At 75.5% G+C, this 22,683-nt stretch carries 18 protein-coding genes; 8 read left to right on the top strand and 10 right to left on the bottom strand.

The genetic code is table 11. The features are described 5' to 3' along the window. Window positions 1-7: 7 nt before the first annotated feature. A complete protein-coding gene (locus MXD57_RS22095; protein WP_250403503.1) occupies window positions 8-538 on the top strand; it encodes a hypothetical protein in 531 nt (176 codons plus the stop codon). Window positions 539-600: 62 nt separating this feature from the next. On the opposite strand, the gene MXD57_RS22090 is transcribed toward MXD57_RS22095, so the two are convergent. The 4 genes from MXD57_RS22090 to MXD57_RS22075 all read right to left on the bottom strand — a co-directional run bounded on the left by MXD57_RS22090 (window position 601) and on the right by MXD57_RS22075 (window position 8,600). Further along, window positions 601-5,268, bottom strand: a complete 4,668-nt coding sequence (locus tag MXD57_RS22090; protein WP_250403488.1) for a hypothetical protein — start codon at window positions 5,266-5,268, stop codon at window positions 601-603. A gap of 37 nt (window positions 5,269-5,305) precedes the next feature. After that, window positions 5,306-6,184: a hypothetical protein gene (locus MXD57_RS22085; protein ID WP_250403487.1), complete on the bottom strand. Its 879-nt coding sequence runs from the start codon at window positions 6,182-6,184 to the stop codon at window positions 5,306-5,308. Between the two features lie 31 nt (window positions 6,185-6,215). Further along, window positions 6,216-7,742 (bottom strand): hypothetical protein, encoded by a 1,527-nt coding sequence (locus MXD57_RS22080; protein WP_250403486.1) that lies wholly within the window; start codon window positions 7,740-7,742, stop codon window positions 6,216-6,218. A 156-nt stretch (window positions 7,743-7,898) separates the two neighbouring features. Then, window positions 7,899-8,600 (bottom strand): GntR family transcriptional regulator, encoded by a 702-nt coding sequence (locus tag MXD57_RS22075; protein ID WP_250403485.1) that lies wholly within the window; start codon window positions 8,598-8,600, stop codon window positions 7,899-7,901. A 147-nt stretch (window positions 8,601-8,747) separates the two neighbouring features. Between MXD57_RS22075 and MXD57_RS22070 the strand changes: the two genes are divergently transcribed. The 5 genes from MXD57_RS22070 (at window position 8,748) to MXD57_RS22050 (ending at window position 13,270) form a co-directional block, all read left to right on the top strand. Further along, window positions 8,748-10,067, top strand: coding sequence for an MFS transporter (locus MXD57_RS22070; RefSeq protein ID WP_250403484.1), 1,320 nt, complete (start codon window positions 8,748-8,750; stop codon window positions 10,065-10,067). After that, window positions 10,064-10,903, top strand: coding sequence for a putative hydro-lyase (locus MXD57_RS22065; protein ID WP_250403483.1), 840 nt, complete (start codon window positions 10,064-10,066; stop codon window positions 10,901-10,903). The genes MXD57_RS22070 and MXD57_RS22065 overlap by 4 nt, the downstream gene beginning before the upstream one ends. 75 nt (window positions 10,904-10,978) lie before the next feature. Continuing rightward, complete coding sequence (locus MXD57_RS22060) at window positions 10,979-11,737, top strand: LamB/YcsF family protein (protein ID WP_250403482.1); 759 nt, start codon at window positions 10,979-10,981, stop codon at window positions 11,735-11,737. Further along, entirely contained in the window at window positions 11,734-12,360 is a 627-nt protein-coding gene (locus MXD57_RS22055; protein WP_250403481.1) for a 5-oxoprolinase subunit B family protein, read from the top strand. Before MXD57_RS22060 ends, MXD57_RS22055 begins: the two co-directional genes overlap by 4 nt. Window positions 12,361-12,400: 40 nt before the next feature. Beyond that, the gene (locus MXD57_RS22050) at window positions 12,401-13,270 is read left to right on the top strand and encodes a biotin-dependent carboxyltransferase family protein (protein WP_250403480.1); all 870 of its coding nucleotides are present in this window, start codon (window positions 12,401-12,403) and stop codon (window positions 13,268-13,270) included. On the opposite strand, the gene MXD57_RS22045 is transcribed toward MXD57_RS22050, so the two are convergent. The 5 genes from MXD57_RS22045 to MXD57_RS22025 all read right to left on the bottom strand — a co-directional run bounded on the left by MXD57_RS22045 (window position 13,171) and on the right by MXD57_RS22025 (window position 18,839). Continuing rightward, complete coding sequence (locus MXD57_RS22045) at window positions 13,171-14,142, bottom strand: SGNH/GDSL hydrolase family protein (protein WP_250403479.1); 972 nt, start codon at window positions 14,140-14,142, stop codon at window positions 13,171-13,173. The two genes, MXD57_RS22050 and MXD57_RS22045, sit on opposite strands and share 100 nt — an antisense overlap. Further along, complete coding sequence (locus MXD57_RS22040) at window positions 14,139-15,320, bottom strand: glycosyltransferase (protein ID WP_250403478.1); 1,182 nt, start codon at window positions 15,318-15,320, stop codon at window positions 14,139-14,141. The genes MXD57_RS22045 and MXD57_RS22040 overlap by 4 nt, the downstream gene beginning before the upstream one ends. Further along, window positions 15,317-16,447: a glycosyltransferase family 4 protein gene (locus MXD57_RS22035; RefSeq protein ID WP_250403477.1), complete on the bottom strand. Its 1,131-nt coding sequence runs from the start codon at window positions 16,445-16,447 to the stop codon at window positions 15,317-15,319. The genes MXD57_RS22040 and MXD57_RS22035 overlap by 4 nt, the downstream gene beginning before the upstream one ends. Before the next feature lie 282 nt (window positions 16,448-16,729). Then, window positions 16,730-18,148: a HEAT repeat domain-containing protein gene (locus tag MXD57_RS22030; RefSeq protein ID WP_250403476.1), complete on the bottom strand. Its 1,419-nt coding sequence runs from the start codon at window positions 18,146-18,148 to the stop codon at window positions 16,730-16,732. A gap of 298 nt (window positions 18,149-18,446) precedes the next feature. Then, window positions 18,447-18,839 (bottom strand): ankyrin repeat domain-containing protein, encoded by a 393-nt coding sequence (locus MXD57_RS22025; protein WP_250403475.1) that lies wholly within the window; start codon window positions 18,837-18,839, stop codon window positions 18,447-18,449. 264 nt (window positions 18,840-19,103) lie between these two features. Between MXD57_RS22025 and MXD57_RS22020 the strand changes: the two genes are divergently transcribed. Further along, window positions 19,104-19,298 carry a hypothetical protein gene (locus MXD57_RS22020; protein WP_250403474.1) on the top strand — a complete coding sequence of 65 codons (195 nt, stop codon included), beginning with the start codon at window positions 19,104-19,106 and terminating at the stop codon, window positions 19,296-19,298. Between the two features lie 42 nt (window positions 19,299-19,340). Beyond that, window positions 19,341-20,987, top strand: a complete 1,647-nt coding sequence (locus MXD57_RS22015) for a hypothetical protein (protein WP_250403473.1) — start codon at window positions 19,341-19,343, stop codon at window positions 20,985-20,987. A 108-nt stretch (window positions 20,988-21,095) separates the two neighbouring features. On the opposite strand, the gene MXD57_RS22010 is transcribed toward MXD57_RS22015, so the two are convergent. After that, entirely contained in the window at window positions 21,096-22,601 is a 1,506-nt protein-coding gene (locus MXD57_RS22010) for an SCO1417 family MocR-like transcription factor (protein WP_250403472.1), read from the bottom strand. Window positions 22,602-22,683: the final 82 nt, after the last annotated feature.

Here is a 22,683-nt window from a genome sequence, read left to right as displayed (position 1 = left end):
CACGGTGATGGGCACGGCGGAGCGGCGCGGATCGACGGCGGAGAGCGTGGCGGAGCGCTCGTCGGTGCGGCGGCACCCGGAAGCACCGGATCGCGACATTCCGGCGCAGGAGAGCACCGGGCAGTCCGAACGCGGATTCCGGCAGCGGGAGAGGCAGTTGTGGGTCGAGGAGCCCGCGCGGCGGCGCCGGTTGCCCGACCCGGTGCGCACCTCGGCGGTGCGGGCGGTGCTGATCGCCTCGGTCACGCTGATCCAGGCGGTGGTGGCCTTCCTGTGCACGATGGCCGGGTCCTGGCTGGCCTTCCCGATGGTGATCAGCAGTGTGGTCAGCACGATCGTCGCCACCTGGGGCGTGGCCGACGTCTGGGTGACCCGCCAGGTGTGGAACCAGCGGTACGGCGTGGTCTCCGAGCCGAGCAGCACGGCCCGGACGCTGCGCCGTGAGCGGCGGGCCCGTCGGCGTCAGGAGCGGGCCACCCTGCGGGAGCAGGCGCGGATAACCCGGCGGGGCGGCACCGGGCGGCTCTCGCACCCCTGACGGGCCGAGCCGGACGGCGCGTCCGGCCCGGCCGGCCCCCGGCACCGTCCCGCCGGCCTCGATCAGGGGGTCGCGGAGGCGGGCCGTCTGAACATGCGGGTCGCCGTGATCTCGCTGTGCACCGCCTCCCCGGCCTGCGGCTGCTGGGGCAGGCCGGGCCGGAGGTGCTCCTCGACGCTGATGTACTTCAGGCCCGCCCTGAGGTCGGCGTCATTGCGGAGCCGGATCACCAGCGGGAACTCGGCCAGCGCGGTCGTGTCGAACAGACCGGTGGTGTACAGCAGTTGCACGCCCAGTGCGTCGGACACCGCCCGCTGGAGCTCCAGCAGGTAGGTGGCGTTCGCGCGGCCGATCGGGTTGTCGAGGAACAGCGTCCCCGCGTGCCGGTGCTTGTCGCGGCCCCGGTCGTTGGAGCGCAGGGCGGCCATCGTGCAGTACAGGGCGATGGCGGCGGTGAGGAGCTGTCCGCCGGAGAACACGTCGCCCATCTGGCCGACGGGGACACGCTCGGCACGCAGCACGGCGTCCGGCTTGAGGATCTCCACGGCCACGCCCTTCGGCTGCAGCGCGGCCGCGACACCGCGCAGCAGCAGCGACATGCCGTCGCGCCGCAGGTCGGAGTTCTTCTTCACGGCCGCGCGCGTGGCCTCGTCGATGACCTCGCCGAGCCGCTCGGTGAGCGTCGCCTGGTCGGGCTCCTCGAAGCGGACGCGGAGGAACTCCTGTCCGGACCACTCGCCGAGCCCTTCCGGGAGACGGGAGAGCCGCTGGGCGGAGCGCAGGGTGGCCAGGGCCGACTCGACCAGTCCTCGGAGCCGGTCGACGATCGAGTCCCGGTTGCGCTCCAACTGGGCGAGTTCGTCGGTGAGGACACGCAGGCGGGGCGCGAAGGCGTCCGCCCACTTCTGCGCGTGCTCGGGCAGCGCGGAGGCGGGCAGCTCGCGGATCTGCTGCCGGGCGGGGGTGCGTACCTGCTCGTACCGCGTGGAGTTGGCGTGCCGCACGAGCACGTCGCTCGCCTCGCGCACGGCCGTCTCGGCGGCGGACAGGTCGGTGGCGCAGCCGCGCAGGGAACGGCGGGCCTCGGCGGCCGAGTGCCGGGCCTCCTCCAGGCTGCCGGGGTAGGGCTCCGGCTCGTCCTGCTCCTCGTCGGCGGTGTGCTCGCGCAGCAGGTCGCGCAGGAGGGCGGCGACTTCCTCGAAGCCGCCGGCGGCGTCCTCCGCGGCCCGGTGGCCCTCCAGCAGCTCAGCGTGCGCCTCCCGGGCCTCGGCCAGCGCCTCGGTGCGGGCGGTGAGTTCGGCCGTCGCGGTGCGCAGCAGGGCCTGGGCGTGCCCGGCGTCGCGCGGGGTGAGCTCCCCGGACAGCTCGGTGTGCGCCCCGCCGTCCTCGGGGGCGTGCCGCTCGGCCTCGCCGCGCAGCCGGCCGAGCTGCTCGCTCGCGGTGGACATACGGGTCTCCAGGAGCTGGACCAGCTCCTCCGCGCGTGCGGCGGCCGCCTGCCGGGAGGGGCCGTCGGAGCCGTCCGGTGACTGGAGCAGTTGCTCGGCGCGGGTGCGGACCTTGTTGCTGAGGCGGTCCAGTTCGGCGCGGGCGGCGCTCTCGTCGCTCTCCGCCCGGGCCTGCTCGGCGCGCAGGTCGGCGCCGACGCCGACCTTCTCGTACACCTGGGAGGCGGCTCGGTAGGCCTCGCGCAGGGCGGGCAGGGAGGCCTTCGGGGCGTCGGTGTCCGCCGCCGGCACGTCGTCGGGGGCGCCCGCGATCTCGGAGCGTTCGGCGCGCAGGGCACGCGCGGTGCGGCGGGCGTCGTCGGCGGCCCGCTGGGCGGCCCGGCGGTCCTCGTCGGCGGCGCGGGCGCGTTCCAGGCAGGCCTGGGCCCGGGCCTCCGACTCGGCCGCCTCGTCGGCGAGTTCGCGGAGCCTGACCTGCCAGCCCGCGCGCTCACGCAGCCGGAAGGCCAGCCCGGCGAGGGCGTCGGCGGAACGCCGGGCCCGCTGCGCGGCCTCCTGCCGCTCGTCACGGACCTGCGTGGCCTCGGCGGCGGTCTCGTCGGCCTCGGCACGCGCGACGCGGGTCTCGGCGAGTTCGGCCTCGCTCTCCTCGGCGAACGCGCGTGCCTCCCGGGCCGCGTCGCCCAGCTCGGTGAGCCGTCCGGCCGGGCAGCCGGTGCGCCAGGAGACGAGGCGGGCCGCCAGCTCGCGGTCCCGGCCGAGCCGGGCGGCGAGCGCGCGGATCTCCTCGTCGCGGTCGGAGGCCCGCGCGCGCAGGGCCTGCCGCTCCTCGTCCGCCGCGTGCTCGTCGTGCATGGCCGGGTTCGGCGGCACCAGGAAGACGTCACCGGGGGTGGTGCCGGGCGCCGGGGTCGGGGCGAGCAGCGCCGCTGCCGTGCCCACGGCCACGGCGGAGCGGGGCAGCAGGGCGGCGTCACCGAGCGCCTCGCGGGCACGGGCGTGCGTGCCGGGATCGGTGATGATCACACCGTCCACCAGTTCGGGGCGGGCGGCGAGCACACGGGCGTGGTCGGCGGGGTCGACGGCCTGCGCGAGGTAGCGCCATCCGGGCAGGGCGGGGATGCCGTGCTCGCCGAGGAACTCGACGGTGGCCAGTACGTCCGGGCCGGGTGGCAGCAGTCCGCCGTCGCCCAGGGCGCCGAGGATGCGGGCGTCGTCGGCGGCGGCCGTGCGCAGGTCGAACAGGTGCCGTTCGGCGGCCGACACGGCGTCGTCGAGGAGTTCGCGCAACTCGTCGGCGTATCGGTCGAGTTCCTCGGCGCCCAGCGGACCCTCGGCGCGCGGGCCGGTGGCATCCGGCGGGTCGCCCGCCCGCGTCGACGGGTCGGCGGTCCCGCTCCGCGGCGCCGGCACCCCGGGCCGGGCCGCCCCGGTCGCGGCCGGCAGGCTCAGCAGCTCGGCGAGCCGGTCCTCGGCGGCCAGGGTCTCGGCGAGGCGCCGCTCCGCGTCGTGGGCGCGTTCGGCCGCGGTCGCGGCGTCCGCCGCGCGGGCCGCGGTCAGCTCGGCACGCGCCTCGGCGGAGGCCGCCTCGCGCGCCTGGTCGGTGGCCCTGCCGGCGGCCTCGCGGGCCGCGTCCCAGGCGGCCACGGCGGTCTTCTCGGCGTCGCTCGCGGCGAGCGCGGCGCGAGCCGGGTCGGCGTCCGGGGCGCTGTCGTCGAGCCAGCCGGCGCGCACCGCCTCGGCCGTCTCCTGCTCGACCTCGGTGAGGCGCTGGCGCAGGTGCCCGGCCTCGCTGCGGGCGCGCTGGCCCTCGGTGGCGGCGGCGGTGGAGTCGCGGTAGCCGCTCTCACCGACCTCCTGCAGGGCCGCCGAGCGTTCCTCCCCCTCGTTGGCGAGGCTCTCGGCGCTCTCGGCGGCCGCGTGCAGGGCCCGTACCAGGTCCACGGCGGCCTTGGCGCGGGCGGCGAGTGCGGGGGCCGCGTCCCGCTCGGCCTCCTGGATGGCGGCGGACACGCGCGCGACCCGGTCCGCGGCGGCACGGTGCCGCAGTACCGCCTCGGCGGCCTGCCAGGCGGAGTGCAGGGTGCGTGCGTCGGCCAGTTCGCGCTTCTGCGCGGCGGCGGCCTTCTCTGCGGCGGCGAGCGCGAGGGACGCGTGGCGGTAGGCGAGTTCGGCGGCGACGAGTGAGCTGCGCTCGCGCGCGCCCTCGGAGTGCGTGACGGTGTAGGCGGCGGCCGTGACGCGCTGCGCCAGGTCGGCGGCGCGCACCCGCTCACGCACGGCCCGCGCGGACAGCCTCCGGGCCAGGCCGCGGGTACGGCGTTCCGCTCCGGCGTGGACGTCACGCGCGCGCGAGCGCGTCCCGGCGGCCTCGACGATCTTCCCGAGCAGGTCGACGGAGCCCGCGGTGAAGTCCCGCTCCGCGATCAGTTCGGCCCTGCGGCCGAGCTTGTTGCCGAAGCCGCTGACCAGGTCGGCGAGGCCGTCGGTGTCGCGGGTGTCGGTGACCGCGCGCAGCAGCAGGTCGGTGAAGTCGGAGTCCTTCTTCACCGCGAAGAGACCCGCCGCCTCGCCCTCGTCCGCGTTCATCTCCCGCTGGTAGCGGAAGAGTTCGGGGTCGAGGCCGAGGTCGCCGAGGTGCTCGATCCAGCGGTCGTGGATCTCCTCCCAGTGCACCTCGAGGTGGGGGTAGGCCTTGCCGGACTCGGTGAGGGCGTCCCGGAAGCCCTTCATGGTGCGGCGCCGGCCCCGGGCGCCCGAGCTGCCCTCGGCGGGGGGCCGTACCGCGGTGGACTCGGCGACGGGCAGGTTGTCCAGGCTGAGGCCGGGTCCGGGCCGGAAGGAGTACCAGGCCTCGGCGAACTTCCGCGGGTCGCTGGAGACCTGGCGTCCGCGCCACTCGCTGACCTTGCCGACGACGACGCACTCACCGGTCTGCACGTGCTGCCACTCCAGCGCCACGTGCCCGCAGTCGTCGGCGAGCAGGAACTTGCGCAGCACACCGGAGCTGGCGCCGCCGAGCGTGTTGCGGTGGCCGGGCAGCATCACCGAGAAGATCAGCTTGAGCAGGACGGACTTGCCGCCCCCGTTCTCCAGGAAGAGCACGCCGGCGGGCGCGGGCCTGCGCGGCGGCCCGGACGGCTCCTCCGCGAAGAACTCCGCCTGCGTGGGCGCGGGGTCGGGCACGGGCCCGCCCACGCCCCGCAGGTCGAGCACGGTGTCGGCGTAGCGCGCACCGGCCGGCCCGATGGAGTAGAGGCGGACCCGGGACAGCTCGTACATGGCGGACTCTCGTAAGTCTGGTCAGGGATGCGGTGGATCAGGAGTGGAACGGCAGCCCGGCGTCGGCCACCAGGTCCAGGTCTTCGGTGTCCTCGGCTGCCAGCAGGCTGGCCGAGCCGTCCGTGACCGGGACGACGCCCAGCTCCAGCAGTTCGGCCATCGCGGCGCCGCCGGCCAGGTCGCGTACCTGGAGCTGGTAGCGCGCGGTGGTGCGATAGGTGCCGCCGTGGTCGTCCCCGGTGCGCTGCAGGAAGCCGGAGTCGGTGAGGAAGGCCGCGGCCTTGGCGACGATGCCCGTGGTCGAGGCGGCCGGCCGGCGCGCGTCCTTGGTGGCGCCGGTCGCGCTGCGCCGGGCCCAGATCCGCCAGGCGGCCTCGAGACCGGGCGTGCCGGTGGCCGGGTCGGTGTTCTCGCCGCGTTCCTCGGCGCGTTCCTCCAGGCGGCGGCAGGCCTGCCGGACGAAGGCGTCGACGCCGTTCACGGTGATCCGGCCGATGTAGGAGTCGTCGGCGAGGTCCTCCGGGCGCGGGAACGCCAGCGCGGCGACGGCCAGGTGGGCCAGCCCGTGCAGGAAGCGGTCCCCGGAGTCGGCGGCGGTGCGACGCGCGTAGTCGCCCATCCGGACGGCGAACACCGAGTCCTCGGCGGCCGTCACGGCCATCCCGGCGCGCGGGGACACCTCGAGCACGATCAGACCGAGGCCGGCGGCGACGGCGTCCGCGAGCCGTGCGAACGCCGGCTCCTCGCGGTAGCGGCGCAGCAGGTCGGTGTACTCCTGGTCGCGCGCGGGCTGCAGTTTGGGCTGCAGCCCGAAGGCGACGAGCCGCGCCGCGTCGGCGGCGTCGGCGGGGGTGACGGCGGCGGACGCCGCCGGGGCCGGGGCCTCCGTGTCACTCCACTCGACGTGCTCGGTCACGGTCTGGGCTCCTTGTCGCGGTCTCGCTCACTCATGCTGCTTCCGTCCGGTCGGCGGCCATTCCCGCCGCGTCCAGCAGCGCCGTTCCGACGATCAGGTCGGCTCCGCCGAACTCGGGATCGTCCAGGTCCGTCCCGTCGTCGACGGCGAACAGCAGCTTCTGCTCGCCCTGCCGGTAGGCGGTGCCGACGGCGGGGCTGGCCGCGTGCACGGCCAGCAGCGCGACGAGGTAGGGCAGTTCGGGATCCTGTCCGCGCGCCTCGGTGAGCAGTCCGGACAGCCTGCGCGGGGCGTCGGCCGGCAGGTCCAGCAGCTCCATGGCGACGGCGAGCTGTTCCTCGCTGAACCGGCTGTCGTCGGGGGTCGCGATCAGGTCGGGCTCGGGCATCTCCGCGCCCAGGTGCTCCCGTTCCACCGGCGGCGTCAGCAGGATGTCCACGAGGTCGCCGACCCGGACCGACACCGGGGTGCGCAGCCCGGTGGCGTTGGCGAAGAAGGCGTCGGTGACGCGGACCGCCCCCTCCAGCGGCAGCGGCAGCGCGGGCGCGAGGAGGTGGCCGTACAGGTCGGTGCCGGAGGTGGCCGCGGCCGGGGCGAACGCCTGCCTGTCCTGTTCGGCGCGGAACAGCGGTCCCGCCTCCAGCAGCCGGGACTGCAACTGGGTGTGCCGGCGGATGCAGTCCTTGACGATGTCCACCAGCTCGGCCGCGCGGCGCTTGTTCCCGGGGTCCTCGGTCTCGTCGCGGGCCTTGCGGATGTTGGTGAGGATCGCGTTCTCGTGCCGGTAGCGGTCGGCCACGTGGTCGAGGGCCTCGGCGATCATGTCGGGCACGGCGTTGAGCCAGTCGACGGCGCGGACGTTGCGCCGGGTGGCCTCCAGGGCGCGGCGCAGGGTCTCGGAGTACTGCACGGTGCGGTAGCGGGCCTGCTCGGCGGCGAGCTGGGCGTCCGCGAGGCGGCCCCGGTTGATCAGCACCTCGAGCTTGACCTCGGCGGCGATCTGCGCGCTGGTCACGTCGGTGTCCAACGCGCCGACGAGGACGTTGACCGCTTCGTCGGTGGTGCGCAGGTAGACCGTGCCGCCGGGGCCGGGGACCTCCTCGATCAGCTTGAAGTCGTAGTCACGGCGGACGTAGGTGCCGTCCGGGGCGAACGTGCCGTACACCGCGCGGAAGCCGCGGTCCACGCTGCCGACGTTGATCAGGTTCTCCACGACCCAGCGGGCCACCCGCTCGTGCTCGGCGGCCGGCCGGTGCGGGGCCTGGGCGGCGATGCGCGGGGCGAGCCGGGCCACGATCTGCTCGTGGTCGGCGCCCGTGTCGAAGTCCATGTTCAGCGTGACGAGGTCGATGGCGGCCAGGGCCACCTCGGCCATGCCGTACACCGAGTACTCACCGGCCAGATTGGCCTTGCGCGCGTCGAGGTCGTGCAGCGGCGCCGTGCAGGCGAGCGCGCGCAGCCGCCGCGCCAGCCCCTCGTCGGCGGCCGGGCCCGGTGCCGGGCGCGGCCCCGCGCTGAGCTGGGGCGGAACGCTGTCCGTCGATGCAGGCGAAGTCACGGTGCACAGACTAGGTCCTCGGTCCGACAACGGCCCAAACGACGCAGAAGCGACGGCCGTCACGGGGACTCGACAGGCGCCGGGCGGCGGCTCCGGGGGCACCGTGCGTGATCGCGACGGCCTTCGGCGCGGGCAGGACCCGACCGGCACCCGGGGTCAGGAGGCGGTGTCCTCGCCGACCCGGTGCCGGTAGGCCTCCACGACCCGTTCCCGCGAGTCGGCGAGGTAGGTGCCCAGCAGCCGCTCGGCCTCGCGCGGGTCGCCGGCCCGCAGGGCCTGCAGGATCTGGCGGTTGCGGGCGAGGTAGGGCTCGTGCAGCCGGCGCGGGTGGTCGACGACGTGGAAGGCGAGCCGCAGTTCGGCGAAGACGCCGCGCATCAGCTCGTCGGTGCGTTCGCTGCCGGCCAGCGCCACCAGTTCGCGGTGGAAGTGGATGTTGGCCGTGCCCAGCGCCTTCCAGTCGTCCTCGTGGGTGGCGAGCCGGCCTTCGGCGACGGCGGCGGCCAGGCCGTCGAGCGCGTACGGCGGCTCGCCGAGGCCGCGGACGACGGCGCACTCGACCAGGGCGCGGACGCGGTAGATGTCCTCGACGTCCTCCGCGGTCAGGACCCGGACGAAGACCCCGCGGTTGAGTTCGTGGACGAGCAGACGCTCGTGGGTGAGCAGCCGGAACGCCTCGCGCAGTGTGTTGCGGGACACGCCGAGGGCGCCGCCGATGGCGTCCTCGGACAGTCGGGCGCCCGGCGGGAAGAAACCCTCGGCGACCCTGCTCCGGAGGATGTCGGCGACGCGTTCGGCGGTGCTGGTACGCCCCAGGAGTGCGCGGTCGCCGGCCAGTCCCGTCAGCTGCTCTGCCATGCCCGGAATTCAATCGCAGTCGGGGGAACGAGACAACAGAGGTATTGAAGGATCGTTGAACGATCCTCTACGGTGCTCGGCACGGCACGGCTTCCCCACCGCACCGCTCGGCCCACCGCACCCTCCGTCCCCCTCTGCGAGGTGCCCATGAGCACGACCCCCCCGCCCCGGTCCGTGACCCCGGACCGGCGACCGGCGACCGGCGAACACGCCACCGAGGACGGCGCGTTCGGCTGGATGCGGGCCCTCGGCCCGCGCGGCCGCCGGGCGTTCGCCGGAGCATTCGGCGGATATGCCCTGGATTCCTACGACTACTTCACGCTGCCGCTGAGCATGGTGGCGCTCGCGGCCTACTTCGACCTGGACAGCGGCCAGACCGGCCTGTTCACCACCGTCACGCTCGTGGTCTCCGCGGTCGGCGGCGCCGCGGCGGGAGTGGTCGCGGACCGGGTGGGCCGGGTGCGCGCACTGATGATCACGGTGGTCACCTACGCCGTCTTCACCGTGGCCTGCGGCTTCGCGCCGAACTACGAGACGCTGCTGGTCTTCCGCGCCCTGCAGGGTCTCGGCTTCGGCGGCGAGTGGGCGGTCGGCGCCATCCTGGTCGCCGAGTACGCGAGCACCAGGCACCGGGGCCGCACCCTCGGCGCCGTCCAGAGTTCCTGGGCGGTCGGCTGGGCGCTGGCGGTGGTCGGCTACACGCTGGTCTTCTCCCTCGCCGGTGACGACCTGGCCTGGCGGATCATGTTCTGGACCGGCGCGCTGCCCGCGTTGCTCGTGGTGTGGCTGCGCCGCCGGGTGCACGACGCGCCCGGGGCGACGGCGGCTCGCGAACAGAGCCCGCGGCGCGGTTCGTTCGGGGCGATCTTCCGGCCGGCCAGGGACGGCGATCCGGGTCTGCTGCGCACGACGGTCTTCGCGAGCCTGCTGTCCACGGGCGTGCAGGGCGGCTACTACACGCTGGCGACCTGGGTGCCGACGTACCTGAAGAGCGAGCGCGGCCTGTCCGTGGTGGGCACCGGCGGCTACCTCACGCTCCTGATCTCGGGGGCCTTCCTCGGCTACCTGACCGGCGGATACCTCACCGACCGGCTCGGCCGGCGCCGCAACATCTGGCTGTTCGCGCTGCTCTCGGCGGTGTGCGTGCTGGCCTACGCCCACATCCCGCACGGCGCCGACACCCTGCTGCTGGTGCTCGGATTCCCGCTCGGTTTCTGCATGTCGGCCATCTTCAGCGGCTTCGGCTCCTACCTGAGCGAGCTGTTCCCGACGGCGGTGCGCGGCACCGCTCAGGGCTTCACGTACAACACCGGCCGCGCGGTGGGCGCCGTCTTCCCGACCCTGGTGGGCTTCCTGGCCGACAGTTGGGGCGTGGGCGGCGCGCTGGTCTTCGGGGCCGCCGGTTACGGCCTCGCGGCGCTCGCCCTGCTGGGGCTGCCGGAGACGCGCGGTAAGGATCTGGCGTGACGCGGGCGGCCCGTACCTCCGGCCGGCCCGTGACCCTCGTCGACGAGCACGCGCACGCGTGGAGCCCCCAGGCCGCCCGGGCCCGCTTCCGGGAGGGCCTCTGCGGGCCCACGGCTGGTGTGGCGGCCGGGCACACCCAGGCCAACCTGATCGCGGTGCCGGCCGACTGGGCCTACGACATGCTGCTGTTCTGCCAGCGCAACCCCAAGCCGTGTCCCGTGCTGGACGTCACGGACGCGGGTGCCACCGCGACCGTGCTCGCCCCGGGCGCTGATCTGCGGACCGACCTGCCCCGCTACCGGGTGTGGCGGGACGGCGGACTGGCGGAGGAGCCGACCGACGTGCGCGCGTACTGGCGGGACGACCTGGTGTCGTTCCTGCTGGGCTGCAGTTTCACCTTCGAGTGGGCACTGGCCGGGGCGGGCGTCCCGATCCGGCACGTCGAACAGGGCCGCAACGTGCCCATGTACGTGACCGGGCGGCAGTGCCGCCCGGCGGGCCGGCTGCGCGGGCCGCTGGTCGTGTCCATGCGTCCGGTGCCGCCGCGGCACCTGCGCGCCGCGATCCGGGAGAGCGGCCTGCTGCCGGCCGTGCACGGCGGCCCGGTCCACTGCGGCGATCCGGCGGCCCTCGGCATCGGGGACCTCGGCCGGCCCGACTTCGGCGACCCGGTGTCCACCGCGCCGGACGACATCCCGGTCTTCTGGGCCTGCGGGGTGACCCCGCAGGCGGCGGTGACGGCGTCCCGGCCGCCGTTCGCCATCACCCACGCACCGGGCCACATGTTCCTGACCGACGTGCGGGACGAGCAGTACCGCGTGGTCGGCGTCGACTGACACCGGCGAGCACCGCGCCCGGCACGAGAGGCCCGGGCGGCACCCGACCCGAGGACCGGAAAGACACGAGGGACCATGACCGCGATCGATCTGAACGCCGACCTGGGCGAGGGCTTCGGCCGCTGGCGGCTCACCGACGACGAGCAACTGCTGTCGGTCGTCACCAGCGCCAACGTGGCCTGCGGGTTCCACGCCGGCGACGCGGCCACCATGCGCCGGGTGTGCGAGCTGGCCGCCGCGCGCGGGGTGACGATCGGCGCGCAGGTCTCCTACCGGGACCTAGCCGGGTTCGGGCGGCGCGCGATGGACGTGCCGCCCGCCGAGCTGGCGGCCGAAGTGGCCTATCAGATCGGTGCCCTGGAGGTGTTCGCCCGGGCGGCGGGCGCGCGCGTGGCCTACGTCAAGCCGCACGGCGCGCTCTACAACCGCGTGGTGCACGACGAGGACCAGGCCGCGGCGGTGGTCGACGGCGTGCTGCTCGCGGACGCCTCGCTCACGGTCCTGGGCCTGCCCGGCTCACGGCTGCTGGACCTGGCCGGGAAGGCGGGCCTCCCGGCGGTGCCGGAGGCGTTCGCCGACCGCGCGTACACCGACGCGGGCACGCTGGTGCCGCGCGACCGTGACGGCGCCGTGGTGAGCGATCCGGAGGCCGTCGTGGACCGCTCGGTGGGTCTCGCGCGCTCCGGTTCGGTGATCGCGCACTCCGGCGCGCGGATCCAGGTGCGCGCCCGCTCGCTGTGCCTGCACGGAGACACGGCGGGCGCGGTGGATCTGGCCCGCCGGGTGCGCGAGCGGCTGGTGGCGGCGGGCGTGCGGGTGGAGGCCTTCGCATGAGCCGGCTCACGGCGCGCCCCGTCGGCGAGGACGCCCTGCTGGTGGAGGTCGCCTCCGGCGCCCAGGCGCGGGCGCTGCACGCGGAGCTGCTGCGGCGCAGGGCGGAGGGTTCGCTGACCGTCCGCGAGATCGTCCCGGCCGCCCGCACGGTCCTGCTCGACGGCCTCGCCGACCCGGCCGGCCTGGCGTCCGAACTGGCCTCCTGCGAAGCGCCCGCCACCGCCCCGAGCGCGGGCGAGCCGGTCGAGCTCCCCGTGCGCTACGACGGCCCGGACCTGGCGGACGTCGCCGCCCACTGGGGGGTGCCCGTGAGCGAGGCCGTCCGGATCCACGCGAACACCGAGTTCACCGTGGCGTTCTGCGGGTTCGCGCCCGGCTTCGGCTACCTCACCGGACTGCCCGCCCGCTACGGCGTCCCGCGCCGGGCCACCCCGCGCACGGCGGTGCCGGCCGGCGCCGTGGCACTGGCGGGGCCGTACACGGGTGTGTACCCGCGCTCGTCGCCGGGCGGCTGGCAGCTCATCGGCACCACGGACGCGGTGCTGTGGGACCACGCGCGTGTACCGGCCGCGCTGCTCTCACCGGGCACGCGGGTGCGCTTCACCCCGCTGGGGGACGTGTGACGGCCTGCGCACGCCCGTTCCCGGTACCCGGGGAGGAGGCATGACCGACCGTGCGCTCGCCGTGGTGCGGGCCGGCGCCCTGACCACCGTGCAGGACCGGGGGCGCCCCGGATACGCGCACCTCGGCGTGCCCCGGTCGGGGGCGCTCGATCCGCGCGCCGCGGCTCTCGTCAACCGGCTGGCCGGCAACCCGGCCGACGCGGCCGTCCTGGAGACCACGGTCAACGGCTGCGCGCTGCGCCCGCGTTCGACGGTGACCGTCGCCGTCGGGGGCGCGCCCTGCCCGGTCACGGTGGCCGGCCGGCCGGCGGCCTGGGGTGCCCCGGTCACCGTTTCCGCCGGTGAACTACTGGAAGTGGGCACGGCCGTGGCAGGCCTGCGCGCCTATGTGGCCGTGTCCGGCGGCATCGCCGTGGAGCCGGTCCTCGGCAGCCGCTCGCGTGACCTGCTCTCCGGCCTCGGTCCGGCACCCCTCACCGACGGCGCGGTGCTGCCGCTGGGCGCACCGGCCGGCCCTCCCGCGCGCGTCGACGCCGTACCGCAGCCGCGGCCGCCGGCCGAACTGGTGCTCCGGGTGACGACGGGCCCGCGCGACGACTGGTTCACGGCGGACGCGCTGCGGACGCTGACCACGCGCACGTACCGGGTGTCCCCGGCGAGCAACCGCATCGGGCTGCGCACCGAGGGGCCCGCCCTGGAGCGGGCCCGCGACGGCGAACTCCACAGCGAGGGCATGGTGCTCGGCGCGGTCCAGGTCCCGCCGGACGGCCGGCCGGTGGTGTTCCTGGCCGACCATCCGACCACCGGGGGCTACCCGGTGGTCGCCGTGGTGCGCGCGGCCGACCTCCCGGCGGCGGCGCAGGCGGTCCCGGGCACCCCGGTGCGGTTCGTGGCGGTACGGCGCCGCTGATCCAGCGCGCCGGTCCGGCCGCCCCCGCCGCCGCGCGGGGCCGCGGGCAGGGCGGCCAGCGCCCGTGCCACCGCGGCCGACGCGCGCGCGTCGAGGCGGTCGGCGGTGCCTCGCGCGCGGTGCCCCGCCTCGTCCGCCGCCAGGCGCAGCAGGTGCGGCAGCAGATCGGTGCAGCGCCGCGCCACCCAGGCGGTCCCTGCGGTGGCGAGCCACCGCAGGCTCGCCGCGCGGGTCGGGGCCGGGAACTCCGGTTCGGGGGACGGCGCCGCCCCGGTGGCGAGGCCGGCCGCGGTGAGCAGGGCGTGGAAGCGGACGGCGAGCTGCCGGTGGCCGCGCTCGCCAGGGTGCAGCCGGTCCGCGCTCCACAGGGCGCGGTCGGTGAGCCAGGCACCCTCCGAGGCGTGCAGGTGGACCGCCCCGTACCGGTCGGACAGCGCGTGCACGACCGTGTTGACCGCCCGCTGCCGGCGGGCCAGGGGGCGCGCCAGGGCGCCCGGGAGGCCCAGCATCGCGCCCGGGTCGGGCAGGCAGGCGGTGAGCAGGGTGGCGCCCTGGCCGGCGAAGGCCGCGTACACCTGGTCGAGCCGGAGGGCCACGGCGCCGACGTCGAAGGCGGAACGCAGCGTGTCGTTGACGCCGACGACCACGGAGACCAGGTCCGGGTGCAGCGCGAGCGCGGCCGGAGCCTGGGAGTCGCGCACGTCGTGCGTCCGCGCCCCGCTGACGGCCAGGTTCGTGAACCGTGTGCGGCCGGGGTCCTCGGTGAGGCCGGCGGCCAGCAGGGCGGCCCAGCCCCGCCAGGCCTCCCCCAGCGGATCGCCGACGCCCTCCGTCAGCGAGTCGCCCAGCGCCACGAAGCGGACGGGTCTCATGCCGCGCCCTCCCGGGTGGCGGGACGGACCGGGGCGTCCGCACGCCCGAGCACCTCCGCGTCGTGCGCGGCGAGGAACGCCTCCACCGCCGCGCCCCAGCCGAAGCACTCCGCACGCGCGCGTGCCGCCTCCCTGCGCTCGGACTCGGAGCGCGCCAGCAGCAGTTCCACGGCGTCCGCGAAGGCCTCGCCCCGGTCGGCCGCGGCCACCCCCGCGGACCCGAGCACCTCGGGCAGTGCCGAGGACGCGCTCGCCACCGCGGGTGTCCCGCACGCCATGGCCTCCAGCGCGGCCAGCCCGAACGTCTCGGCGGGGCCGGGCGCCAGGCACACGTCGGCGGACGCCTGGAGCGCGCCGAGGTACGCCCGGTCCGCGACATGGCCCAGGAAGGTCACCGGCAGCCCGCGCACCCGCGCCCGGTGCTCCAGCCGCGCCCGCAGCGGCCCGTCCCCGGCCACCACCAGCACCGCCCGCCGGCCGCGCCGCAGCAGGACCTCCAGGGCGTCCAGGGCGGTGCCGGGCCGCTTCTCCACGGACAGCCGCGAGCACATGACGAGCAGCGCCTCGTCGCCGCGCGCGTGGAGAGCCCGCGCGCCGGGGTCCCGCAGGGCGGGGTGGCGCTCCGTCAGGTCGACACCCAGCGGGGCGCGTACGACGTTGCGCGCCCCGATGCGCACGAACTCGCGCTCGGCGAACTCCGTGGTGCACACCACGCGTGCGTAGACGTGCGCGGTGCGGGTGTTGAGGGCGTCGGCGGTCCGCCGGGCGAGGCGCTCCGGCAGACCCCAGGCGCCCAGCACGCCGTCGGCGGTCTCGTGGGAGACCATCACGGCGGGTACACGCGCACGGCGCGCCCAGCGGCCGGTCCAGCGCAGGGTGGTGCGGTCGGAGACCTCCAGGCGGTCCGGGGCCAGGTGCTCCAGGAGTGCGGCCAGGCGCCGTCGGTCGGCCAGGACGCGATAGCCGCCGGTGCCGGGCAGCACCGGTCCGGGCAGCGTGATGACCCGGCCCTGCTCGGTGTCGCGGTCGGTGTGCCGCTCGCCCGGTACCACCAGCACCGGTTCGTGGCCCGCCGCCCGCAGGCCCCTGCCCAGTTCCCGCAGCGCGGTGCGCAGACCGCCGGAGGCCGGGGTGACGAAGTTGGCGAGCCGGACGATGCGCAGGGGTGTGCCGGTCATGCCGCCACCGCCGTGTTCCGGGCGGCGAGCACGTCCTCGTAGTGCGCGATCAACTGGTCGCCGACGGCGGCCCAGGTGCGTCCCTCGACCGTCGCCCGGCCGGCGGCGCCGTAGCCGGCCCGCAGTCCCGCGTCGGCGGCCAGGGTGCGCACGGCCTCCCGCACGGCGGCCGCGTCACGCGGCGGCACGAGCAGGCCGGTGCGCTCGTGGGCGACGAGGTCGAGCGGCCCGCCCGCCGCTGGGGCCACCACGGGCACGCCGCTGGCCATGGCCTCCTGGACGGTCTGGCAGAAGGTCTCGAAGGGACCGGTGTGGACGAACAGGTCCAGCGAGGCGAAGATCCGGGCGAGGTCGTCGCCGGTGCGCCGGCCCAGGAAGACCGCATCCGGCAGGGCCTCGGTGAGGTGGGCACGGCTCGGCCCGTCGCCGACCACGACGACCCGCACGCCTTCCAGCCCGCAGGCACCGGCCAGGAGGTCGACCTGCTTCTCGGGGGCCAGCCGGCCGACGTAGCCGACGATGGTCTCGCCGTTCGGGGCGAGTGCACGGCGCAGCGCCTCGTCCCGGTGGTCCGGCCGGAAACGGACGGTGTCCACGCCACGTGGCCACAGCCGGACCCGGGGCACGTCGTGTGCCTCGAGGTCGCGCTGGGCGGCGCTGGACGGGGCGAGGGTGCGGTCGGCGGCGGTGTGCACGGAGCGGATCCGGCGCCATGCGGCCGCCTCTCCGGCACCCATGTAGGTGCGGGCGTATCCGGCCAGGTCGGTCTGGTAGACGGCGACGGCGGGTATGCCGAGCCGGGCGGCGGCCGCCATGCCCCGCACGCCGAGGACGAAGGGGCCGGCCAGGTGGACCAGGTCGGCGCGGTGCCCGGTGAGCGCGGCGGCGAGCCGCCGGCTGGGCAGGGCCACCCGGACCTGCGGGTAGCCGGGCAGGGGGAGGGACGGGACACGGACGACGGGACAGGGCTCCGCCGGGGCGTCGGCCGTGGTGCCGGGTGCGGTGGCCGGAGCGACGACGAGCGGATGGTGACCGCGGTCCACGAGGTGGCGGGCGGTCTGGAGCGCGCAGTGGGCGACGCCGTTCACGTCGGGGGGAAAGGATTCGGTCACGATGACGACACGCATACGGGTGTTGTCGCCGTGCCGGACGTGGCCGCGTCAACGTCGATCTTTCCGGCCGGGAAACGTCCCATGAGCGTTGGACCGCGCACCCGCGCGGGTCGCACGGCCGCCACGCCCGCCTGTCCCGCGGGCCACCCGGTGTTCACGCGCGGGCGCGCCTCCCGCCCGCCCGGCGTGGGTGGGGCGGCGCCGCGGCCCGGGCCCCGCGGGGTGTCCCGTGCACGCCCGGCCGGCGCCGCCGGACCCCGCGGGCTCCGTCGCGGTCCGGGCGTCGAGCGGCCGGGGTCACATGGTCTGCGCGTCCGGTCCGAAGCGGCTGCGGACCGCCGTCTGCACCTCGTCCTCCTCGGCCGGATCGGCGGCGAGGCGGCGGAGCCGTTCGACGACGCGGATGTCGCCGGTCTCGGCGTGCCGGGCGGCGATCTCCCGGGTGGTCTCCTCGCAGTCCCACAGGCATTCGACGGCGAAGCCGGTGGCGAAGGAGGGATCGGTGGCGGCCAGGGCGCGGGCGGCCCGGCCGCGCAGATGTGAGGAGGCAGTCTCGCGGTAGACGTGGCGCAGCACCGGGGCCGCGCAGGCGATGCCGAGGCGCCCGGCACCGTCGACCAGCGTCCACAGGGTGGGCGCGTCGGGGCCCTCGCCCCGGACGGCCTCGCGCAGCGCGCCGAGGACGAGGTCGCTGTCCTGGGTCCCGCCGCGGCAGGCGAGCATGCGGCCCGCGGCGGCCCCGAGGGCGTCGGGGCGCCGGGCCCAGCCACGGGCGCGCTGGACGGCGGCGATACTGCGCATCCGTTCGAAGGCGTCGACGGCGGCCTCCACGACGACCGACGTCCCGTCGGCGACCGCGGCCTCGATCAGGCCGAGGGCGTCGGGGTCGTTGCTGTCGGCCAGGTAGCGCAGGGCCGTGCAGCGGGCTCCGTCCGTGCCGGCGCGGGCGGCCCGGAGGATCTCCGGCCGGTCGTCCGGTCCGGCCACGGCGACCAGGCAGCGGGCGGCCGGCACATGGAGGGCGGCGCCGCGCTCGATGCCCTGCTGGGCCCACTCGAAGACGGCGCGCACGCTCCAGCCCGGACGTGGCCCGGTGGGCCGCATCTGGCGCTGCCAGCGGTCGAAACAACCGGTCTCCTGGGCGGCACGCACGCGCGTGGCGACCGACGGGCGCGGATCCTCGGCCCACAGGCGCCAGGGCCTCGGTTCGAAGGCGTCGCGGACGGCGGCGGCCAGCTCGGCCTCGCCCTCCGGGTCGGCGGCGAAGCGGGCCAGGACCGGGGCGGCCAGGGCGCGCAGGCCCGCGTCGTCGTCCCGGAGGGCCAGCTCGTCCAGGGCCCAGGCCCAGTTGGAGCCGTGGGCGGCGTACCTGCGCAGCAGTTCGAGCGCGTCGCGCCTGCCGTAGGAGGCGAGGTGCCCGAGCACGGCCAGGGCGAGGCCGGTGCGGGACTCCTCGGCGTCCAGGACGTCGTCGGCGCCGAAGAGATGCGCCTCGACGGCGTCCAGTTCGCCGTTCAGATCGAGGTAGAGCCGGGCGTAGTAGAGGGAGCGGTTCTCCACCTGCCAGTCGTGGCGCGGGTCGCGCAGCACGCACTGGTTCAGGGCCGCGAGCGCCTCGGCGCGCGGGGCGGTGAGCGCGTGCAGCGTGCCGTCGCCGCGGCCCCGCTGGAGCAGGCCGAGCAGCGTACCGCTGGGCGCTATGACCGGATCGAACATGGGAAACAGCCTCACATCAAGCGTCGACGCAACCGGGAAACACGCATTACCTGGCCGCGTGACACAACGTCGGAGCGCCCGCCGTCTCGTGCTTGTTGTAGACCATCTCTCTGCCTCTCGTCGGTGGCCCATGCGGACCGCGTCACGGTCCGCGCGGTGCGGCAACACCTGCCCAGCCGGCGCGTCCGTGAATCCGTCGTCATGATGACGCGCCGCTGTGAGCTGCCGCGACCGTATTTCCGGCGGCCTTGTACCGCCTCCCCCGTTGTTGGTGTCGTGCCTGGTCAAAACGGCCGCGTCAGTGCGCGCCGAACAGCTCCAGGAGTTCCGCCCTGCCGAACATGCGTGCCGTGTCGACGGCCGAGGGAGTGCCCGCGGCCGGGTCGGCGCCGCCCTCCAGGAGGGCTCCGATCACTTCCGTGTCGCCCTTGAACACGGCCCCGGCGAGCGGGGTCTGGCCCCGGTCGTTGACCCGGTCGGCCTCGGCGCCCCGGGCGAGCAGGGCGCGCACCGCGTCGGCGTGACCGTGGTACGCGGCGAGCATCACCAGGCAGTCGCCCCGGTCGTTGGTGAGGCCGGCGGGCACGCCGGCGTCGACATACGCCACGAGCTCGTCCGTCCGCCCCTGCCGGGCCAGATCGAAGATCTTGGTCGCCAGCTCCACGACCTCGGGGTCGGGAACGTCACTCATCGGCGTGACCGCCTCTCGTTACAACCGTTCAGGTGAATCGCAAGGGTACTGGCTCGCGCCTCACATGACCCGAAGTGCCCGAGGTAAAGATCACCCCAGACCCCCGCGGACGCAAGCGCCCTGCCCAAGCGGCCCATCGACGGCTCGACCAGTCGAGGGAAAGGCGCCGTAATTCACCCATTTGCACCTTTTATAATATAGACACATCCTGTGATCCTGGAAGTACTCACGGTGACTGTCCCCCTCGACACCAGGAGGTCTCCAATGATCCTCTCCATGTCCGGCGTCGTCCTGCTCGGCGTTGTCGTCTTCCTCTTCTTCCGCAAGGACGGACTGAAGGGCTCGCACGCCTGCGTCTCGGCCCTGTTCGGCTTCTACCTCTCCAACACGGCCATCGCCCCGAGCATCAAGGCGGGCGGCGAGAGCCTGGCGAGCCTGCTGGGCGGCATCAAGTTCTGACGCCCGGACACCCCGCCCGCACGCACCGAACAGGAGACAGCAGTGGCCCGGCGCCCTCTTCCCCGCATTCTGAGCAAGGACAGCGCGCAGATCGCCCGGACGCAGCTCGCCCGGAGCCGGGAACTGGCGCGGACCGCGGCCGACAGCGCCACCGACGTACTCCACCCGCTGATCACGATCTCCCGCGGGCTGCGCCGGCTGGCCTCGGCCGGGCGGCGCAGGTGGGCCGAGACACCCAAGGACAGACGCGGGCCGCTGCTCTTCCTGGCGGCCTCCGCGGTCCTGGTCGTGGTGCTGATGCCGTACGGGCCGCTGCTCGCCGTCATCACCGTGATGGCGGCGGCGGCCCGGCAGGGCCGCGACCGCACACCACCTGCGCCCGACGGGCCCGACGAGGCACAGGCCGAGCGCCTCCGGTCGCTCTACGAGGCCCTCGTGCCGTACTTCTCCACCGCCGAGGACCCGGCGCCGCTGTACGCGCACGGCGGGGAGTGGGCGAACGCCTTCGAGGCGCACGAGTTCGACGACGACGGGCGCGTCGCCCACCTGGTCATCCGCTATCCCGCGTACTTCCCGGACGGCGAGGCCGCGGCCCGCGCGCGGATCGAGCACCTGCTCGCCGCGAAGGCAGGCCGGGGCCGCGAGTACCACTTCGGCTGGGACGAGGAGGGCAACCGGCTCACGCTGTCCGTCCTGGCCCCCCTGCCGGCCGGCGTCGCCGCCCAGCGGTTCGTCACCGCACCCGCCGAGACGGTCCTCGGGTTCACCGACCCGAGCGAGGTCCAGCGCACGCTGCCGCTGTCCTACGAGGAGGAGCGGCGCGACGTACCGCCGGTCGTCTGGCGCACCGGCATCCGCTCCACCGAGCCCCATCTGCTGGCCATGGGCCACCCTGGCAGCGGCACCTCGACCCTGCTGCGCTCGATCGCCCTGCAGGCCCTGCGCCACGGTGACGTGCTCGTCGTCGACGGCGGCGGCACCGGTGAGTACGCGTGCCTGATCGGCCGGGACGGCGTGCTGGCCGTGGAGTGCGCGCCGGCCGGGGCGCTGGCCAGCCTGGAGTGGGCCGCGCAGGAGACCGAGCGGCGGCTCACCGCCGTCAACCGCGCCAGGCAGGCGGGCGACCCACCGCCCGAGGACACCCGGCGCCCGCTGTGGATCCTGCTGGACCGGCCGACCGTCTTCACCCACCTCGCGGAGGCCGACCACCGCAGGGATCCGCAGACCTTCCTGCAGGTGCCGCTGCGGCACGGACGCGCCGCGAACGTGACCGTGGTGGTCGCCGAGCAGTTCGACAGCGCGGAGTCGCTGAGCGAGGCGGTGCGGCAGCACACGCGCGCGCGTGTCGTACTGGGGCCTGCGGTGCCGCAGCAGGTGGAGTCGGTGCTGGGGATGCCACCGCACACGAGTCCGCCCGCCCAGGTGCCGCCGGGGCGCGGGTACGCGCGCCTGGGGACGGGGCCGGTGCACCGGCTCCAGGTGCCGGCGACACCGGACCCCTACGACGACGCCACGAGCGAAGCCGACCGGCAGGCCGTGCTGGGGTTGCTGCCGCCTCGCACCACGCCGGTCGACGCGGAGCCCGTCGAGGCCGTCGAGGCCGTCGAGCCCGACGAGCCCGTCGAGCGGGTCGAAGCGGTCGATGCGGCCGGGGCGAACCCGGAGGTCGTGGCCGCAAAGAGCTTGTGACGCTCGGTAGGCCCAGGTCGGCCGGCCCAGGTCGGCCGGATCGGCACCAGGGGCGTTGACCCGCGCCTCACGAACGGCGCCCCGTCCCGCGCCACTCAGGTCCGCGGGCTACGCCACGAAGGTCCGCGGGGACTCCGCGTCGCCCGTCGCGCCCGTTCTCACCAGGCGGGACGCGGCCGCCAGTCGAGTCGCCGCCTCGTCCGCCACCGCTCCGCCCACCGTGAACGGAAGGCGGACGTAGCCCTCGAAGGCGCCGTCGACGCCGAAGCGGGGGCCCGAGGGGACCCGGACGCCGACCCGCTCCCCCGCCTCGGCCAGCCTCGAACCCGACAGGCCGCCGGCGCGGACCCACAGGGTCAGGCCCCCCTTCGGGACCTCGAACTCCCACTCGGGAAGCTCCCTGCGCAGTGCGGCCACCAGCGCGTCGCGGTTCTCGCGGGCCTGGGCCCGGCGCAGCGCTACGGCCTGCTCCCAGCCTCCGGTGCTGAACAGCCAGTTCACCGCGAGCTGCTCCAGCACGGGGGTGCCGAGATCGGCGTACGCGCGCGCGGCGACCAGGCTGCGGATGACGTCGGGGGCCGCGCGCACCCAGCCGATGCGCATGCCCGCCCAGAAGGCCTTGCTCGCCGAGCCGACCGTGATGACCGTGGAACCGGCCGGGTCGAAGCCGCAGACCGGGCGCGGCATCCCGGCCTCGTACTCCTCGTCGAGCCACAGCTCCGTCATCGTCTCGTCGGCGACCAGGACGGTGCCCGCGGAGCGGGCCGCGTCCACCAGCCGGCGCCGCTGGTCCTCGTCGGCGAGCGCGCCGGTCGGGTTGTGGAAGTCGGCGACGACGTAGGCGAGCCGGGGGGCGGCCTCGCGCAGGACCTGCCGCCAGCGGTCCAGGTCCCATCCGGCCAGCCCCTCCGCCATGGCGACGGGTACGAGCCGCGCGCCCGCCTCCCGCATGAGCTGGAGGATGTTGGCGTAGGACGGCGACTCGACGGCGATGCGCTCGCCGCGGCCGGCGAAGAGATGGCAGATCGCGTCCATGGCACCCATCGCGCCGGTCGTCACCATGATCTGCTCGGGCATGGTGGGGATCCCGCGCGCGGTGTAGCGCTCGGCGATCATCGAGCGCAGGGCGGGCAGCCCGGCCGGGTAGTCGCCGTGCGTGTGGGCGTAGGGCGGCAGTTCCTCCAGGGCCCCCTGGACGGCACGGGTGAGCCAGGGTTCCGGGGCCGGGAGTGAGGCACAGCCCAGGTCGATCACGGAACCGAGGGCCTCGGGCGGCAGGGGCTCAAGGCCCCGCGCGGGAAGCGGGTTGCCGGCCGGCACGGCCGTCCAGCTCCCGGCGCCGCGCCGGGACTCGAGGAAGCCCTCGGCGCGCAGCGCCTCGTAGGCGGCGGCGACCGTGGTGCGGCTGACGGTGAGGGCGAGGGCCAGTTCACGCTCGGCGGGGAGGCGGGCCGCCACGGGGACCCGGCCCTCGAGGACCAGCAGCCGGATGCCGTCGGCCAGGGCGCGATAGGCGGGCGGGCGGCGGCTGCCGGGGCCCGCCGGACGGTCCTGCTGTGACGTCAGCAGCCGGGCGAGCTGCGCGGCTCCCACCGCTGAGGTCCAATGCGCCATTCCGATCAGTCCACCTTCCCCGAATTGGCCATGGATGGGATGTCCTCCCCAGCTACAGAGTGACATGCGTCAGTCCACTGCC

Source organism: Streptomyces cellostaticus, from assembly GCF_023630175.1.
GTDB lineage: Bacteria > Actinomycetota > Actinomycetes > Streptomycetales > Streptomycetaceae > Streptomyces > Streptomyces cellostaticus_A.
This window is presented reverse-complemented; position numbering and strand designations above follow the sequence as displayed.

Coding starts and splice junctions, on each gene's coding strand:
- MXD57_RS22095 (WP_250403503.1), top strand. CDS start 8: ATGGGCACGGCGGAGCGGCGCGGATCGACGGCGGAGAGCGTGGCGGAG.
- MXD57_RS22090 (WP_250403488.1), bottom strand. CDS start 5,268: ATGTACGAGCTGTCCCGGGTCCGCCTCTACTCCATCGGGCCGGCCGGT.
- MXD57_RS22075 (WP_250403485.1), bottom strand. CDS start 8,600: ATGGCAGAGCAGCTGACGGGACTGGCCGGCGACCGCGCACTCCTGGGG.
- MXD57_RS22070 (WP_250403484.1), top strand. CDS start 8,748: ATGAGCACGACCCCCCCGCCCCGGTCCGTGACCCCGGACCGGCGACCG.
- MXD57_RS22060 (WP_250403482.1), top strand. CDS start 10,979: ATGACCGCGATCGATCTGAACGCCGACCTGGGCGAGGGCTTCGGCCGC.
- MXD57_RS22055 (WP_250403481.1), top strand. CDS start 11,734: ATGAGCCGGCTCACGGCGCGCCCCGTCGGCGAGGACGCCCTGCTGGTG.
- MXD57_RS22050 (WP_250403480.1), top strand. CDS start 12,401: ATGACCGACCGTGCGCTCGCCGTGGTGCGGGCCGGCGCCCTGACCACC.
- MXD57_RS22045 (WP_250403479.1), bottom strand. CDS start 14,142: ATGAGACCCGTCCGCTTCGTGGCGCTGGGCGACTCGCTGACGGAGGGC.
- MXD57_RS22040 (WP_250403478.1), bottom strand. CDS start 15,320: ATGACCGGCACACCCCTGCGCATCGTCCGGCTCGCCAACTTCGTCACC.
- MXD57_RS22035 (WP_250403477.1), bottom strand. CDS start 16,447: ATGCGTGTCGTCATCGTGACCGAATCCTTTCCCCCCGACGTGAACGGC.
- MXD57_RS22030 (WP_250403476.1), bottom strand. CDS start 18,148: ATGTTCGATCCGGTCATAGCGCCCAGCGGTACGCTGCTCGGCCTGCTC.
- MXD57_RS22025 (WP_250403475.1), bottom strand. CDS start 18,839: ATGAGTGACGTTCCCGACCCCGAGGTCGTGGAGCTGGCGACCAAGATC.
- MXD57_RS22020 (WP_250403474.1), top strand. CDS start 19,104: ATGATCCTCTCCATGTCCGGCGTCGTCCTGCTCGGCGTTGTCGTCTTC.
- MXD57_RS22010 (WP_250403472.1), bottom strand. CDS start 22,601: ATGGCGCATTGGACCTCAGCGGTGGGAGCCGCGCAGCTCGCCCGGCTG.